Below are 16,481 nucleotides of genomic sequence, written 5' to 3'. Positions count from 1 at the left end.
TGACTGATTTATCTAACATTGAAGATGCTTCATTCTTTCTTAGTTTCAGCCTGAATAAGGATTTCAGTGATGCCCTCATCCACAAAGTCTTTGATTTCCCTAGGGTGCATCAATCGGAGCACTGCCTCAAAGTGAGACCACGGCAGCTCGATATGGTCCAGCGGACCTTTCACTTGGTAGAGACTATTGGCGGTGCGCACATTATCGCCATCAACCTCTAGGACAGGCGATGACCGGAAGGCGTCGCCAGAGCGGAAGCGCTGGAGCTTATCTTCCACAACAGTACCACATAGCAAACGGAGATTTTTGTGGTGCTCAGGAGCATCCGTGAAGGAAACGAGGCATGCGTCTTCGATGACGCCATCATATATTTTGTTCATGTCTTGCCTCCCTCAGAACCAGTTTGTGGCTTCAGAGATCAATCCTGCTAGCACGAGCAGAATGTGATAACCGCCTTTGGCAGCTTGTTCAAAGAGCCACGCAATGAACTCTTTGTGACAGGTGGTGAGATATTCTGCGGTCACTGTCTTTAGGGGCTGTGTACCGGCGATTTTAGGCGTAGCAGTAGCGTGAGAAGCAGTCATCGGTGCCTCCTTTGGCGGGTCGTGGATAGGGCGGTTAATGAAGGTGGGTGGTGTTGAGCGGGTAGTGAACCTGCTGACAAAGAACCCTGCTCACATCTTGAATGCCTTCCAGGCCATGGCCGAGCATATGATGGAGGGGGCTTTGATCCTGAAAAGCAGGATTGTTCGACTTGAGCCACCGGACGGCTGAAGTGGCTGACGTGCCCATTAGCTTTAGCTGTCGGTTTACATCGATGACGCAGGCAAGGCGAAGATAGGTCTCCTTGCTCAGTTCGGTGAAAACCCGCTGTTGCCACAACTGAAAGATATATGTGTCTTTGAGGCCGGTCAGTGTGAATTGCTCGCTGTCAGACAATGCCCAACCGCGCATGATTGTGAAGGAAAGCTCAATGGTAAGTTTCTGGTGGAAAGGGTCTGCCGGCAATAGTTTGGGGGCTGTTTGTTTTGCATATTTCATCCGGGTCATTTCTTATTCCTTGTCTGTCGTGGCTAGTGGGTGGTTGAGTTCAGCTTTCAATAGTCGCTCGAAAGCTGAGCCGTCTTTTCGGGTAAGGTTGGGGACATAGCGGCTATAGACCTCAAATAGCATTTTGGTGTTGCTGTGGCCCATTTGGCGGGCAATCCATTCGGGATTTTCACCAGCAGCAAGCCAGAGTGTGGCGGCGGTATGGCGTGTTTGGTAGGGGCGGCGCTTTTTTAGGCCCAAGAGATTTAGAATGGGATACCAAATCTTCTTGGTGACATCATTGTGTCTCAGCGGTTGCCCTGCACCATTGCAGAAAACATAGGCCTGCCCTTTGGTGGCCTTCTGCTGCTCAGCCATGGCCTGATAGACAGGCCCGGACATATCGACAGTTCTGTAGGATCCGTCTGTTTTGGTCGGAACAACCTCGCCGTTCACGATGGCTTGTTTTACAAGGATTTGCCGTCTTTCAAGGTCCACCGAGTCCCATGGGAGGCCGTCAATTTCCGCTGTTCGCAACCCGGCAAAAAAGCGGACGGTGTAGTAGGCCCTAAAGTCCTCCCGGATATGATCCAGAATTAGTTTCACTTCTTGTAGAGTGAAGGGCTCAACATCTGACCGAGGTACCTTGATGGGTTTGATGTTTCGATAGGGTGTCTGGAAGCTATATCGGTCCGACGCTTCTGTCAGAATCTGCCGAACTGGGGTCAGGATATGGTTGATGCGTGACGGTGATAATTTCCGACCTTTTAGGCCGTCTTGCCGAACGAGATCGCTCCTGAACGATAGAATGTCTGCCTTGGTAATCGTATCGAGTGGTTTTGCACCAAACGTCGGCAACAGATACTTGTCCATCGTTTGCCTAATGTTAGTGATATAGCTATTTCGCCACTCTGGTTGCTTTTCAAGAAACCATACCTCCGCAAACTCTTCGAAAGTGGGCATGCTTGATCGTGCACATGCTGTACGGTTTTCAATGATCCGGAGCTTTTCTACCTGATTTGAATTTGGAAAATATCTGGCATACTCAAAAGTGCCCAACAGGATCTCTGCTTCAATCCGGGCTGCAATTTCTGTAAGCCGCTTTCGGTTTTGTGGCTTGTCCGGCAGCCGCGTATATTCTTTGCATCTGATCCCTTTGTATCGGAAGTCGATGAAGAGTTTTCCATTTTTGGTATTTACACTTGCCATAGGGCATGTCCCTTACTGAATGCCAGCAAGCAAGGTGCTGATTGAGGGCGCGATGGCCATGTCTTTTTCAATTTTCTCCCAGATGTAGAGAATTTTGCGCCCGCCAAAAGGGCGGATGTAATGAACACCCTCAAAGAGGACACTGTCTTTCAGACAATTCCGAATGGTGCGCGGGTCGTATTTGATACGTTCTGAGAGTTCGTTGGTCGTTAGGTAGGTCATGTTAAGGCTCCGCTGTTGATGTACGCTTCGTTAAATCCAAGTAGACTTAAACATGTTTAATTGTGATTGGTCAATATAAAAATTAAAGCACACTTAAATTTATTCTCGTGGGCTTTGAAAAAGTGTCGTGCTATTTAAATGAGGATGGGAAAGCAGAGAGGCGGAAATGATTCGGATATTGCTCAGGGAGCTGGTGGCGAAAAAGGAAATCGCCGAGAAGCGCAAGATCAAGTTGGATGAGCTTGCTGAAGCAACAGGGATCAGTAAAACCACACTGTCCAAGATGCAGTCAGTGCATGACTACAATGCCAAAACTGAAAATTTGAACCGTTTGTGTGTATACTTCGATTGCAGAATCCAAGATTTGCTGGAGTATATCCCTGATTGATTCGGAGATAAGGGAGGCCTGCGGAGCACTTGCCTTAGAGGCCGTAGTCCCCACGTGGTCCCTTTATGGTCCCCAAGGGCGGGTTGAACCTAGGGTGCGCGCGTTCACAAAAAGCAAAAAGCCTTTCGTATCCATTTGGAAACAAAAGGCTTTTTGATTGGTGCCCAGAAGAGGACTCGAACCTCCACGTCCATACGGACACTAGCACCTGAAGCTAGCGCGTCTACCAATTCCGCCATCTGGGCACGGATCAATTGGTCGGCGGGATTTAGCGCGGCTGAGGGGGTGCTGTCAAGCATCCTGTTCCAAAAAAATCACAAAATTTGCGGGCGGGTCCATCCGGCGCATGGGGCCGCTGCGTATAGAGACCGGTTGCGGGCGAATTGCGACCGGCGCCCAAAGGGTTTACACTCATCCCACCAGGGTAAAGTTTCTTTTTGATGAAAGGACTTAGGCGATGAAAGATCGGCTTGTTACCGTCTTTGGCGGGTCTGGTTTTATCGGCAGATATATTGTGGAACGGCTGGCGCGCGAAGGCGCGCGGGTGCGCGTGGCCGTGCGCCGCCCCAATGAGGCGCTGTTCCTCAAGCCGCTGGGGGAGTTGGGCCAGATACAGCTGATGGCCGCGAATCTGAAGAATGAGGCCTCTGTCAGGCGGGCGATCCGCGGCGCGGACGCGGTGATCAATCTGGTAGGTATTCTTTATAACAGTGGCGGGCAGACGTTTGAGGCGCTGCAGGCGGAAGGCGCGGGGCTTGTGGCCCGTGTGGCGTCAGAGGAAGGCGTCAAACATATGGTGCATATGTCGGCGCTGGGGGCCACGCACGCATCCGATAGCCGCTATGCCCGCACCAAGGCCATGGGCGAAGACGCGGTGCTGTCGGCCTTCCCGAAAGCAACGGTCCTGCGGCCCAGCGTTGTGATCGGGCCGGAAGACGGCTTCTATAACCGCTTCGCCAAACTGGTGAAGATGTTCCCCATTCTGCCCATTCCGGGCGCGGACACCAAGTTCCAGCCCGTTTATGTGGACGATGTGGCGGCGGCGGCGGTGATGGCGAGCCGTGGCGGTGACGCGTTTGAGGGCAAGACGTTCGAGCTTGGCGGCCCGCAAGCAATGAGCCTTCGCGCCCTTCTACAGGACATGATGGACCGCATCGGCACCCACCGGCCAATCATCCGCGTGCCGTGGGGCCTGGCGATGCTGCAGGCCACCTTTATGCAGATGCTGCCGAACCCGCCGCTGACGCGCGATCAGGTGACGCTCCTCAGGTCAGACAATATCGTGTCGGAAGGGGCGGAAGGGTTCGAGGCCTTCGGTATTACACCAACCGGGATCGCGGGCGTGCTGCCGCGCTACAGCCAGCAATATAAGCCGAAGGGGCAGTTCAGGGCGTCCTAGATGGTGCCTGTCCCGATAAGAGCAAACAGCCCGACGCCCAGAAGCACGCGGTAAACCACAAAGATGGTCATATTGGCGCGCTCCAGCCATTTCATCAGGAAATGGATCGCAGCAAGGGCTGCAAGGCACGCCAGCCCGGCGCTGATGGCGGCATCGACCCAGATCACCGGATCGCCGCTGTCGGCCACATCCTTGCCCAAGAGCACGCCGGCGCCCAATATTGTCGGGATCGACAGCAGCATGGAAAAACGCGCCGCTTCCTGCCGGCCAAAGCCCAGATAGCGCGCCGCCGTCATGGTGATGCCGGCGCGGCTGGTGCCGGGGATCAGCGACAGAACCTGCGCGAAACCGATGATCAGCGCGGGCTTTACGGCCATGCGGTCCAGCATCTTCTCGGTCGCGCCTTTTTTGTCGGCAACATACAGCAAGAGGCCGAACACGATCGAGGTGGTAGCGATAACGGCCGCGCCGCGCATCAGGTCAGCAAGGCCAGATACTTTCACCGCGAAGCCGAAGATGACCGCCGGGATGGTGGCGATCACCAGCGCCCAGAAAAGCTTCGCATAGATGGTGTCCGCGACCGCGCGGCGGGCAGGCGCGATGCCAACTGCGCCAAGTGCCGCCAGGAACAGGCCTTTGGTGTCCTCACGGAAATACAGGAGCACGGCGACAAGCGTGCCCACATGCACCGACACATCCATCATCAGCCCCTGATCCGGCCAGCCGGTGAGCGCGGGCACAAGGATCAGATGACCACTTGAGCTGATGGGCAGGAATTCGGTGATGCCCTGGACAATGGCCAGAACGAAAATATGCAGCGCGGTCAAAAGAATGTCCTCCCCTAAGCCGGCATTCAGCGCGCCGACCAATTTGTTGATTCCTTATATCAGCGCCCTATCCGGGATGCGACATTCTATATGATACCAATGTGGTACTAAAATAAGCGACCATCACCGAAAAAGACTCGATATTTTCAATGGGTTTAGCTATAATAGGTCAGCTTTTATGTCCTATTATGCATTTTTTACTCGAAATTTGAGATTTTTGAACATATAATGCGCACAAGCAGATTCGCAGACACTATTATTACGCGACAATCCAGAGGCTCTGCCGACGACCCTGAATGAAGGACCGCCGAAGCCTCCCTTTGTCTCCAAGTGTCTGAAGATTCGAGATAAACCGTGACCAGAAGAAGGGTGACTTATGGCCGACGATCTTTTGAAATTTGTTTCGATCGACCAGAAAATGCCGGAAAAGCGCAAAGCGGAAGAACGCGTCGGCGATTTCGACGAAGTTTACGCGCGCTATAATATTGAAGGCGCAGAAGAACAGGCCAGCCGCTGCAGCCAGTGCGGTGTGCCCTTCTGTCATATTCACTGCCCGCTCGGGAATAATATTCCAGACTGGTTGCGCCTGACGGCTGAAAACCGGCTGGAGGAAGCGTACGAGATGGCGGCTTCCACCAACAATATGCCGGAAATCTGCGGCCGCATCTGCCCACAGGACCGCCTGTGCGAAGGCAACTGTGTGATCGAGAAGGATTTCAAATCCGTCACCATCGGCAGCGTAGAGAAATTCATCACGGACAATGCCTGGGAGCAGGGCTGGATCAAGCCGATCACCCCGCGCGTGGAGCTGAAGGAAAGCGTTGGCATCATCGGCGCGGGCCCGGCGGGCCTTGCGGCGGCTGAAGAACTTCGGAAAGCGGGTTTTCAGGTTCATATCTATGACCGGCATGACCGCGCTGGCGGCCTGCTGATATACGGCATCCCCGGCTTCAAGCTTGAAAAGGATGTGGTGGAGCGCCGTACGGGCCGGCTGGAGCAATCCGGCATCACGTTCCATCTGGATTTCGAGGTGGGTGACGAGGCGGGCCTGAGCGAGCTCAGGGAAAAGCATGATGCGCTTCTGATCGCCACTGGTGTTTACCGCGCGCGCGGCCTGAAGGTGCCGGGTGTGGGTCTTGGCAACATCCGCGAGGCGCTGGATTACCTGACAGCCTCCAACAAGGTGGGCATGGGCGATGATGTGCCGGAATATAATGACGGCAGCCTGAATGCGACCGGCAAGAATGTAGTTGTGATCGGTGGTGGCGACACCGCGATGGACTGCGTGCGCACGGCCGTGCGCCAGGGCGCCAAATCTGTGAAATGTGTCTATCGCCGCGACCGGGAAAACATGCCCGGTTCTGTGCGCGAAGTGCAGAACGCGGAGGAAGAAGGCGTTGAATTTGTCTGGCTCGCGGGGCCGGAGGCCTTCACGGGCGACGATGTTGTCGAAGGTGTCCGCGTTTACGAGATGCGCCTGGGCGCACCGGACGCCACGGGCCGCCAGGCGCCGGAACCGGTGCCGAATTCATCCTATACGCTTGATTGCGACCTGGCCATTCTGGCGCTGGGGTTTGAGCCCGAAGACCTGCCGGCCATGTTTGGCGCGCCTGAGCTTCGGGTGACGCGTTGGGGCACGGTAACGGTGGACCACCAAAGCATGATGACCAACCTGGACGGCGTGTTCGCCGCAGGCGACATCGTGCGCGGGGCATCGCTTGTTGTGTGGGCCATCCGCGACGGCCGCGACGCCGCCGACAGCATCAAGAAGTATCTCAAAGAAAAAGCGCGCCAGGTAGCGTAACGCGAGGGAGTATTATCAATGCAACAGTTTAACGAGCACGTCCCTGGCCCAATCGGTCTTTACGACCCGGTTGATGAGCATTCCTCCTGCGGCGTTGGCCTTATTGCGGCGCTGGACGGCAAGCCGAAGCGCGAAGTGGTATTGCGCGGCATTGAGGCCCTGAAGGCCATCTGGCACCGGGGTGCTGTGGACGCTGACGGCAAAACCGGCGACGGCGCGGGCATCCACGTGGAAATCCCGCAGGAATTCTTCAAGGAACATGTGCGCGCCACGGGCCATAAACCGTCTGAGGGCAAGCTGGCTGTGGGCATGGTGTTCCTGCCGCGGGTTGATCTTTCTGCCCAGGAAACCTGCCGCACGATTGTTGAGAAGGAAATCCTCGCGCTTGGCTATGCCATCTATGGCTGGCGCCAGGTGCCTGTGGATATCGATGTGATCGGCGAGAAGGCCGAGGCCACGCGCCCGGAGATCGAGCAGATCATGATCGAGAACACCAAGGGCGCGAGCGAAGAGGACTTTGAGCGCGAGCTTTATGTCTGCCGTCGCCGAATCGAAGCCGCTGTGATCAAGGCGCAGGTCGGGGATTTCTATATCTGTTCGCTGTCCTGCCGGTCGGTGATCTACAAGGGCCTGTTCCTCGCCGAGCAGCTTTCCACCTTCTATCCGGATCTTTTGGACGAGAAGTTTATCTCAAGTTTCGCGCTTTATCACCAGCGCTACAGCACCAACACATTCCCGCAGTGGTGGCTGGCCCAGCCGTTCCGCATGCTGGCCCACAACGGTGAGATCAACACCATTCGCGGCAACGTGAACTGGATGCGCAGCCACCAGATCCGGATGGCCTCCATCGCGTTCGGTGAGCATTCCGAAGATATCAAGCCTGTGGTGCCAAAGGGCGCATCCGACAGCGCAGCGCTTGACGCGGTGTTTGAGGTGATGGTGCGCGCGGGCCGTGACGCGCCGATGGTGAAAACCCTTCTGGTCCCTGAAGCCTGGACCAACAAACCAAGCATGCCGGACGCGCACCGCGCCATGTATGCCTATACCAACTCTGTGATGGAGCCGTGGGACGGCCCGGCCGCGCTTGCTGCCACTGATGGCCGCTGGGTTATCGCAGGGCTGGACCGGAACGGCCTGCGCCCCATGCGCTTCACGGTGACGAACGACGGCTATCTGATCGTGGGGTCGGAAACCGGCATGGTGGTTGTGGATGAAGAAGACGTGCTGGAAAAAGGCCGCCTTGGCCCGGGTCAGATGATCGCGCTCGACCTCAAGGAAGGCCGCTTCTATCACGACCGTGAAATCAAGGACAAGATGGCCGCAAGCCAGCCGTTTGAGGACTGGGTTGAGGATATCCGCAAGATTGACGAACTGCCCGGCTTCCGTGGCCCGGAAGAGCCGGAGTTTACGGGTGAAGAGCTTCGGCGTCGCCAGATTGTGGCGGGCTTGAGCCATGAAGACCTTGAGCTGATTTTGCAGCCGCAGGTGATGACCGCCAAGGAAGCCATTGGCTCCATGGGCGACGACACGCCGCTGGCTGTGCTGTCCTCGAAATACCGCAACCTCAGCCATTATTTCCGGCAGAATTTCAGCCAGGTAACCAACCCGCCGATCGACAGCCTGCGCGAACACCGGGTGATGACGCTGAAAACCCGTTTCGGCAACTTCAACAACGTGCTTGATGCCGGTCATACGCAGGCGGGTGCCATCGTGCTCGACAGCCCTGTGATTTCGAACCGAGAATGGAAAACGCTGATCAGTCATTTCGGTGACGAAGCGCAGGTGATCGACTGTACGTTCGATGCCCGCGGTGGCGACGGCGCGCTTCGGGAAGCACTGGACCGTATCCGGCGCGAGGCGGAGGACGCCGTACGCGAAGGCCGGGGCCACCTGTTCCTGACGGACGAGGCCATCAGCGCAGACCGTGCGCCGGTGCCGATGATCCTGGCGGCGGGCGGCCTGCATACACACCTTATCAATGAAGGCCTGCGCACCTTCACCAGCCTGAATGTGCGTTCCTCCGAATGTCTGGACCCACACTATTTCGCTGTGTTGATCGGCGCGGGGGCGACCACGGTGAACGCTTACCTCACGCAGGATGCGATCGCAGACCGGCACGCCAAGGGCCTGTTTGGCGACATGGACCTCAACGACGCCATCTGGCGCGCGTCTGAGGCCATCGACCAGGGACTCCTGAAGATCATGTCCAAGATGGGCATTTCGGTGATCTCAAGTTACCGGGGCGGCAACAATTTCGAGGCGCTTGGCCTCTCGCGGTCGCTGGTGGCGGAGTTCTTCCCGGGCATGCCGACGAAAATCTCAGGCATCGGCCTTTCGGGTATCCAGCACAAGGTGCTTGAGCAGCACGCCAAGGCATTTGATGAGGAAGGCGCGAGCCTGCCCATCGGCGGCATTTACCGGTACCGCCGCGGCGGTGAGGTGCATGCCCATGACGGCCAGCTGATTCACTTGCTGCAAACGGCAGTCACACAGGATAATTACGCAAAATATCTGACCTATTCACGAGGGCTGCATAACCTGCCGCCGGTGAACCTGCGGGACCTGATGGACTTCCGCCGGGCGGATGAGGCCCTGCCGCTGGATGAGGTCGAATCGATCACCCAGATCAGGAAGCGTTTCATCACGCCGGGCATGAGCCTGGGGGCGCTTTCAAAAGAAGCGCATGAAACGCTGGCGATTGCCATGAACCGCATTGGCGCCAAGTCCGTCTCGGGCGAGGGTGGCGAAGACAAGGAACGCTATACGCCGTATGAAAACGGCGACAATGCCAACAGCCCGATCAAGCAGGTGGCCTCCGGTCGCTTTGGGGTGACGGCTGAATATCTGAACGCCTGTGAAGAACTTGAGATCAAGGTGGCCCAGGGCGCCAAGCCGGGTGAAGGTGGCCAGCTGCCGGGCTTTAAGGTGACGGAAATGATCGCACGCCTCAGGCACTCCACGCCTGGTGTGACGCTGATCTCGCCGCCGCCGCACCATGACATCTATTCGATCGAGGATCTGGCGCAGCTGATTTACGACCTGAAGCAGATCAACCCGCGGGCACGGGTGTGTGTGAAGCTGGTGTCTTCTGCCGGTATCGGCACCATCGCCGCCGGTGTTGCGAAAGCGCACGCCGACGTGATCCTGGTGTCCGGCCATTCGGGCGGCACGGGCGCAAGCCCGCAGACCAGCATCAAATATGCCGGAACGCCGTGGGAGATTGGTCTTGCAGAGGTCAATCAGGTGCTCACCCTCAATGGGCTTCGTCACCGGGTGCAACTGCGGACCGATGGCGGTATCCGCACGGGGCGCGACGTGGTGATCGCCGCAATGCTGGGCGCTGAGGAATACGGCGTGGGCACGGCAAGCCTTGTGGCCATGGGCTGCATCATGGTGCGCCAGTGCCACTCGAACACATGCCCGGTGGGCATCTGTACGCAGGACGAAGACCTTCGCAAGAAGTTCGACGGCACGGCCGACAAGGTGGTGAACCTGTTCAGCTTCATCGCTGAAGAAGTGCGCGAAATCCTGGCTGAGCTCGGGGTCCAGAAGCTCGATGACATCATTGGCCGCACGGACCTGCTGCATCAGGTCAGTCGCGGCGCGGACCATCTGGATGATCTGGACCTCAACCCACTTCTGGTGCAAGTCGGCGGCCGTAACCGCCGCGCTGTTTGCACGCTTGAAGGCCGCAACGAAGTGCCGGACACGCTGGACGCCCAGATGCTGGAGGACGCCAAGGCAGTCTTCAGTAAAGGCGAGAAGATGCAGCTGACATACTCGGTGCAGAACACGCTTCGCGGCATTGGCACGCGCTTCTCATCAGAGATCACGCGGACCTTCGGCATGACCGGCCTGAAGCCTGACCATGTGACCGTGCGGCTGCGCGGCTCTGCCGGTCAGTCGCTCGGCGCTTTTGCGGTGCAGGGCTTGAAGCTTGAAGTGGCGGGTGACGCCAACGACTATGTCGGCAAGGGCCTTTCGGGTGGCACCATTGTGGTGCGGCCATCGAACCGGGCGTCGTTCAACTCAAACGACAACACCATCATTGGCAACACCGTGCTGTATGGTGCCACGGCGGGCAAGCTGTTTGCGGCCGGCCAGGCGGGCGAGCGTTTCGCGGTCCGGAACTCGGGCGCGACAGTGGTGGTTGAAGGCTGTGGTGCCAACGGCTGCGAATATATGACCGGCGGCACAGCGGTGATCCTTGGCGGGGTTGGTGACAACTTCGGCGCGGGTATGACCGGCGGCATGGCCTTCGTTCTCGACGCTGAAGGCACGTTCGAAGAACATGTGAACGAGGAAACGGTGCTTTATAATCGCCTGTCTTCCGCGCACTGGGAAGCTGTCCTGAAGGCCCTCGTTGAGGAGCATGTAGCGGAAACCCACTCTCGCTGGGGCGCGACGGTGCTTTCAAACTGGGAAGCCAAGCGGGGCAAATTTTGGCAGGTTGTGCCGAAGGAAATGGTGAACCGGCTGGAGTATCCGATAAGCGACGAAGCCGAAGAGGAAGCCTTGACGGCATAAAGCGGCCTGTCAAACAACAGCCTTAATTGAAAGAGACCATAACCCCTGGGGAGCATTTGCCTTCCCGGGGGTTTTTCACGTGTGCCAGCGTTTTCCGGATTGGCGCGGCGCTACGCATCGGCTAATAAGGGGCTGTTATGCCAATACTTTATCATCACTGGCTTAGTCCTTCCGCGCGGTTTGTACGCGCGCTTCTGGTGGAGAAGCGCGTGGTTTTTGAGTTGCGCCTTGAAAAGGAGTGGGAGCGCCGCCCGGCTTTCCTTGCCCTTAACCCTGCAGGCGAGGTGCCTGTGCTGGTGATGGACGACGGGCACGCCTATTCCGGCACCATGGCCATCGCCGAATATCTTGAGGAAGTGATCCCGGAGCCGCCGATGCTGATCGGCGACGCGGAAGACCGCTATGAAATCCGCCGCCTTACGGGCTGGTTCCATAATAAGTTGGGTACGGAAGTGACGCGCCATACGGTCTCGGAAAAGCTGTTCAAGCGGTTCCTTAGGATGGGCGAGCCGGATTCGGAAGCCATCCGCTGTGCGGCCCATAACCTGAAGGTGCACCTAAAATATATCTCTTACCTGTCGGAGCGCCGCCACTATCTGGCGGGGCCGCAGTTCACCATGGCAGATGCAGCGGCTGCCGCGCACATTTCGGTGGTCGACTATTTCGGCGACATCAACTGGGAAGACTGGCCGCAGGTCAAGGAATGGTATGTGCGGGTCAAGTCCCGCCGGTCTGTGCGCGCGCTTCTTGAAGACCGCATCACCGGGCTGAAGCCGCCGGCGCACTATTGCGAACTGGATTTCTAAGGTGTCGGGGGGTCCGAAATCCGGCCCCGGCGACATTCGGGGCGCGCTTGAAGAAAAAGCACGCGAGCTGGGCTTCGACGCCTTCGGCATCACACGCGCGGAAACCAGCGACAAGGTGGTAGAGGGGCTTCGGGCGTTCGTGGCGCAGGACCGCCACGGCACCATGGCCTGGATGAAAGAGCGCCTGCATCACCGCGAAAGCCCCACGAACCTGTGGCCCGAGGCGAAAAGCGCCATCATGCTGGGCGTTAACTATGGCCCGAAGGCAGACCCGCGCCTGCTGCTTGAGGAAAAGGGCTTCGGCAATATCTCCGTCTATGCGCGCGGCAAGGATTATCACGACATCATCAAGAAACGCCTGAAGGCGCTGGCGCGCTGGATGGTGGAGACCTGGGGCTGCGAACTGAAGGTATTCGTGGACACCGCGCCCGTGCCGGAAAAGCCGCTGTCTGCCGCCGCAGGCCTTGGCTGGCAAGGCAAGCACACCAATATGGTCAGCCCCGATTTTGGCAGCTGGCTTTTCCTGGGCGCCATCTATACCACCCTGGACTTGCCCACAGACGAACCGCACCGGGACCAGTGCGGCAGTTGCCGGGCCTGCCTTGATGCCTGCCCGACAGACGCCTTCCCCGCGCCCTATCAGATCGACGCCCGGCGCTGTATCAGCTACCTGACGATCGAACACAAGGACCCGATTCCGGAAGAGTTCCGCAAGGCGCTTGGCAACCGCATCTATGGCTGTGATGATTGCCTGGCCGCCTGCCCCTGGAACAAGTTCGCGCAGGTCTCGGCGGAGGCCGCCTTCCACGCGCGGGTGGAACTGGGCGCCCCGGCACTTGAAGACCTGGCCGAACTGGACGACGCTACTTTCCGCGAAGTGTTTTCCGGCAGCCCGATCAAACGCATTGGCCGTGACCGGTTTGTCCGCAATGTGCTTTATGCCATCGGCAATTCGGGCGACGAAAGCCACTTGCCACGTGTGACCAAGCTTTGCGAGGATGAAAGCGCCGTGGTGCGTGATGCAGCCAAATGGGCGCAAGCGCAACTAAAAGAAGTGGGGGATTTGGAATGAAAAGGTTTTTACCCATAGGGTTTGTGCTGCTTGCTGTGGCCGTCGGTGCGTGGTTCTTCTCGCGCGTACCCGCCAAGCCCTCCATCACGGTGGTTGCTGAAATCGTCAAGCTTGAGGACGTGCCCGGCGGCAACGGCTATCGCCTGATCACGGTACGGTTCGCAGACGGGCAGGAACGCACCATTGAAACGCTCGCCCCCTTCTTTTTCAAGCCGGGCTACAAGGCCAAGGTTGGCATTTTTGAGCGCACCCTGTTCCCGGATGTTTATGACATTGTCAGCGACAGTGTCGATTAATTGAGCTTCATCACCGCGGTGGGGCTAACCACAGTGCCTTCCTTGACCATGCCGCCCGGCCCGAACTTGGGCCACTGGCTTGAGGCGATGAAATAGAAGCCGTCTGGGGTGCCGACCCCAAGGGTGGGTTCGTCAAAATCAGGCAGGGCCTGTGCCTTCACCACGACATTTTGAACAGACCTGCCATCCTCAGTGATTGTCAGCGCCAGAATGCGGTGCGGGTTGACCCCGTTCTGGATGGCAATCAGCCTATCGCCACCGCGTGCCAGCCCGTCAATGCCGTGCAGGCTGGCGTCCGTCGGGACGCCGAGCAGGCTCACATCGCCGCTCTTCCGGTCCAGATGCCACAGGCCGCGGCCATAGTCCGCCATGATCAGCTGGCCGTCAGCGGTTTCCGCGATCCCTTGTGGGCTCATGAAACCATCATGGGCGAACAGCGGGAACAGCGTATCGCCCGTGATCTGATAGACCTTCCCGCCTTTGGCGTCCGTGGCGAAAATGCTGCCATCCTTGGTCACGGTGATATCCGCCAGCTGTTGGTCTTCCGTGCCGCCCGGCAGCGTCCAGACATCCTGAATGTCTCCGGTTGCCGGATCGATGCGGGCGATGCCGGTCTGGCCTTCGCCTTCAGTATAGCCGGGGGTCTGCTCGATGTGGGCGAAGGTGGCGTAAAGGCTGCCGTCATGGAAGGTCATGCCGAAGAAGCTGCCAAACTCATGCTGTTTGGCGTCGACGATCTTTTTCGGGCCAGTGGCGTCCATGCGGATGATTTCGCCCGACACCACGGTGCCGAAATAGAAGCGCCCGTGGGCGTCCTGTGCGATGCCTTCCACCAACCGGTGGTTTTCCGGCAGCATGAGTTTTACTTGGGCGCTACCTGCCACCGCCATGTTGGCATCAAACAGGCGGTCCAGCTCATCGCCGCGCACTTCACCCAGCGCGTTCCTGAGCGCGAGGCGGATATCGGCCCCCGGCGCGACACCCAGCGCCGCATACTGATTGGCGGCCTTCCAGGCCTTGTCTGTATCGCCCGTTTCCGCCGCCAGATAGGCCACATATCCCACAAGCAGGGGGTGATTGGGTCGGTGCCTGAGGGCTTCTTCGATGTGCGTCAGAGCGGTCTGGTGGTCGCCTTCGCGGAAGGCTGCGACACCCTTGTTGCGTTCTGCCTGGCTCGCCTGATAGGCAGCCTCGGTTTCAAAGAAAAGGTCCGCCGCGGTGGCGGAGTTCGCCAGCACGACGGCAAAAATGAAAATGCCCAGGATGTGTTTCATGGAACGCATCCTAGGCACAATTCTGTCAATCCGCCAAGCCTGTCTTTGGATCAGCGCCCCAGATCAGGCCCTCAGATCAAGCACGACGCTTCAGGGTATCGAAGCCGCCACCGCTTTTCTTCGGGCGGGCCGATTTCGCCATTGGCTTACCGCTGCGGGCTGGCTTGCCCTTCGTGGGCTTGCCCTGGTCGGACTTGCCTTTTGCGGGCCTGCTTTTACCTGGTTTGCCAGAAGCTTTGCCTGCAGCGCTCTGGCCTTTGCGGTGCTTGCTCTGCTTGTGAAGCGGCGTCCGGTCTTTGCGGTCTTTCCGCTTCTTTCCGCTGGCTTCTGCGCGGTCTGTGCGCGGGCCACCCGGGCGCGGACGTACTTTGGCCTTGCCTTTCTTGGGGTTGGGCTGCTGTGGGAACGGGTGATCGTGATCGATCTCGATCCGCATCTTGATCAGGCGCTCAATGGCCTGCAGCAGGTTGAATTCACCTTTTGAACAGAAAGTATAGGCTTCGCCGCTTTTGCCGCCGCGGGCGGTGCGGCCGATGCGGTGGACATAGCTTTCAGCTTCGATCGGCACATCGATGTTGAACACATGGTCGATGTCCTTGACGTCGATACCGCGTGCCGCCACGTCGGTCGCCACGAGGAAATCGATCTTGTCGCTCCGGAAAGAGCGGATGATGCGTTCGCGCTGGCGCTGCTGCTTGTCGCCGTGGATGGCGTCAACCAGATAGCCCTTCTCGAGCATGATTTCCGCCAACTCGTCGGCTTCTTTTTTGGTGCGCACGAAGATAAGGGCTTTGGAAACGCGCTTTTCTTCGATCATGTGGAACAGCAGCTCATGTTTGTCGTGCCGCGCCACGAACATTACCTTGTGGATCAGGTTGTCGGCAACGGTAGCTTCCGGCGTGATCTCAACATGCTCCGGGTTTTTCAGAAGCGTGGACGCCAGATCCTTGATCTTGTCATTGAGGGTCGCGGAGAACATCACGCTCTGGTGCTCACGCCGGATGTTGGCGGAGATTTTTGTCACGTCGTCAACAAAGCCCATGTCCAGCATGCGGTCAGCTTCATCCAGCACGAAATACTCAACTTCATCCAGATAGATATTTCCCTGCTTCATATGGTCCAAGAGGCGGCCCGGCGTTGCCACAAGGATATCCACGCCGCGGCGCAGGATATGGGTTTGCGTGCGGTAGGGGGCGCCGCCAAAGATGGTGCAGTTCCTCAGCTTGGTGTTGCGCGAGAAGGTCTTCACCGCATCGGTGATCTGGATCGCCAGCTCGCGGGTTGGCGCAAGGATCAGAGCACGCGGCATGCCTGATTTCGGCCGTTCCTCGTGATTGAGCAGCCGTTCGATCATTGGCAGCACGAAGGCGCCTGTCTTGCCGCTGCCCGTCTGGGCAAGGCCCACGACATCGCGACCGTCCAGAAGGAACGGGATGGTACGGGCTTGAATTTTGGTGGCGGTCTTGAAGCCTTCGGACTCGAGCGCATCCATTACAGGCACGCTCAGACCAAGCGCGGTGAAGTCAGTCATTCAGTTTTCCTAACACGGTTAAGGCAGGCCATGGGCGCTGCTGCATTCATTTCGAATGAACGCCTTTTCCTCAACCGGGCAGGGGCCGTATCGGCCT

Annotated in this window: 15 protein-coding genes and 1 tRNA gene; 7 read left to right on the top strand and 9 right to left on the bottom strand. The window is 58.0% G+C overall.

What is annotated here, in order from left to right; all coding sequences use genetic code 11:
• Window positions 1-29 precede the first annotated feature (29 nt).
• Genes ACFO5Q_RS01400 through ACFO5Q_RS01380 form a run of 5 tightly spaced genes read right to left on the bottom strand, consistent with a single transcriptional unit; the run spans window position 30 to window position 2,460 of the window.
• Complete coding sequence (locus ACFO5Q_RS01400; protein WP_068150123.1) at window positions 30-380, bottom strand: hypothetical protein; 351 nt, start codon at window positions 378-380, stop codon at window positions 30-32.
• Window positions 381-392: 12 nt separating this feature from the next.
• Entirely contained in the window at window positions 393-584 is a 192-nt protein-coding gene (locus ACFO5Q_RS01395) for a hypothetical protein (protein WP_068147957.1), read from the bottom strand.
• 34 nt (window positions 585-618) lie between these two features.
• Window positions 619-1,050: an MbcA/ParS/Xre antitoxin family protein gene (locus tag ACFO5Q_RS01390; RefSeq protein ID WP_068151126.1), complete on the bottom strand. Its 432-nt coding sequence runs from the start codon at window positions 1,048-1,050 to the stop codon at window positions 619-621.
• 3 nt (window positions 1,051-1,053) lie between these two features.
• Entirely contained in the window at window positions 1,054-2,238 is a 1,185-nt protein-coding gene (locus ACFO5Q_RS01385; RefSeq protein ID WP_068151123.1) for a tyrosine-type recombinase/integrase, read from the bottom strand.
• A 12-nt stretch (window positions 2,239-2,250) separates the two neighbouring features.
• The gene (locus ACFO5Q_RS01380; RefSeq protein ID WP_068151119.1) at window positions 2,251-2,460 is read right to left on the bottom strand and encodes a hypothetical protein; all 210 of its coding nucleotides are present in this window, start codon (window positions 2,458-2,460) and stop codon (window positions 2,251-2,253) included.
• Window positions 2,461-2,626: 166 nt separating this feature from the next.
• Between ACFO5Q_RS01380 and ACFO5Q_RS01375 the strand changes: the two genes are divergently transcribed.
• Window positions 2,627-2,848 (top strand): helix-turn-helix domain-containing protein, encoded by a 222-nt coding sequence (locus ACFO5Q_RS01375; RefSeq protein ID WP_068151116.1) that lies wholly within the window; start codon window positions 2,627-2,629, stop codon window positions 2,846-2,848.
• A 158-nt stretch (window positions 2,849-3,006) separates the two neighbouring features.
• On the opposite strand, the gene ACFO5Q_RS01370 is transcribed toward ACFO5Q_RS01375, so the two are convergent.
• Window positions 3,007-3,093 (bottom strand) — tRNA-Leu (locus tag ACFO5Q_RS01370).
• Window positions 3,094-3,305: 212 nt separating this feature from the next.
• On the opposite strand from ACFO5Q_RS01370, the gene ACFO5Q_RS01365 reads away from it, so the two are divergent.
• Window positions 3,306-4,247, top strand: a complete 942-nt coding sequence (locus ACFO5Q_RS01365; protein WP_068151113.1) for a complex I NDUFA9 subunit family protein — start codon at window positions 3,306-3,308, stop codon at window positions 4,245-4,247.
• On the opposite strand, the gene ACFO5Q_RS01360 is transcribed toward ACFO5Q_RS01365, so the two are convergent.
• On the bottom strand, window positions 4,244-5,074 hold the full coding sequence (locus tag ACFO5Q_RS01360) for an undecaprenyl-diphosphate phosphatase (protein ID WP_068151162.1): 831 nt from the start codon (window positions 5,072-5,074) through the stop codon (window positions 4,244-4,246). The genes ACFO5Q_RS01365 and ACFO5Q_RS01360 overlap by 4 nt on opposite strands.
• 376 nt (window positions 5,075-5,450) lie before the next feature.
• On the opposite strand from ACFO5Q_RS01360, the gene ACFO5Q_RS01355 reads away from it, so the two are divergent.
• The 5 genes from ACFO5Q_RS01355 (at window position 5,451) to ACFO5Q_RS01335 (ending at window position 13,579) form a co-directional block, all read left to right on the top strand.
• Window positions 5,451-6,878, top strand: coding sequence for an NAD(P)-dependent oxidoreductase (locus tag ACFO5Q_RS01355; RefSeq protein WP_068151109.1), 1,428 nt, complete (start codon window positions 5,451-5,453; stop codon window positions 6,876-6,878).
• An 18-nt stretch (window positions 6,879-6,896) separates the two neighbouring features.
• Window positions 6,897-11,405, top strand: coding sequence for a glutamate synthase large subunit (gene gltB / locus ACFO5Q_RS01350; protein ID WP_068151107.1), 4,509 nt, complete (start codon window positions 6,897-6,899; stop codon window positions 11,403-11,405).
• Window positions 11,406-11,542: 137 nt separating this feature from the next.
• Window positions 11,543-12,211 carry a glutathione S-transferase family protein gene (locus ACFO5Q_RS01345; RefSeq protein WP_068151104.1) on the top strand — a complete coding sequence of 223 codons (669 nt, stop codon included), beginning with the start codon at window positions 11,543-11,545 and terminating at the stop codon, window positions 12,209-12,211.
• A gap of 1 nt (window position 12,212) precedes the next feature.
• On the top strand, window positions 12,213-13,283 hold the full coding sequence (queG, locus tag ACFO5Q_RS01340) for a tRNA epoxyqueuosine(34) reductase QueG (protein ID WP_068151101.1): 1,071 nt from the start codon (window positions 12,213-12,215) through the stop codon (window positions 13,281-13,283).
• A complete protein-coding gene (locus ACFO5Q_RS01335; RefSeq protein WP_068151098.1) occupies window positions 13,280-13,579 on the top strand; it encodes a hypothetical protein in 300 nt (99 codons plus the stop codon). Before queG ends, ACFO5Q_RS01335 begins: the two co-directional genes overlap by 4 nt.
• Here the strand turns inward: ACFO5Q_RS01335 and ACFO5Q_RS01330 are convergent.
• A complete protein-coding gene (locus ACFO5Q_RS01330) occupies window positions 13,576-14,853 on the bottom strand; it encodes a hypothetical protein (RefSeq protein ID WP_156432033.1) in 1,278 nt (425 codons plus the stop codon). The two genes, ACFO5Q_RS01335 and ACFO5Q_RS01330, sit on opposite strands and share 4 nt — an antisense overlap.
• Window positions 14,854-14,929: 76 nt before the next feature.
• A complete protein-coding gene (locus ACFO5Q_RS01325) occupies window positions 14,930-16,384 on the bottom strand; it encodes a DEAD/DEAH box helicase (protein WP_068151093.1) in 1,455 nt (484 codons plus the stop codon).
• Window positions 16,385-16,481 lie beyond the last annotated feature (97 nt).

The organism is Kordiimonas lipolytica (assembly GCF_042651265.1).
In the GTDB taxonomy this organism is placed as follows: Bacteria; Pseudomonadota; Alphaproteobacteria; order Sphingomonadales; family Kordiimonadaceae; genus Kordiimonas; species Kordiimonas lipolytica.
Note: the sequence above shows the minus strand (reverse complement) of the source record. Positions and strands in the feature narration are given on the sequence as shown.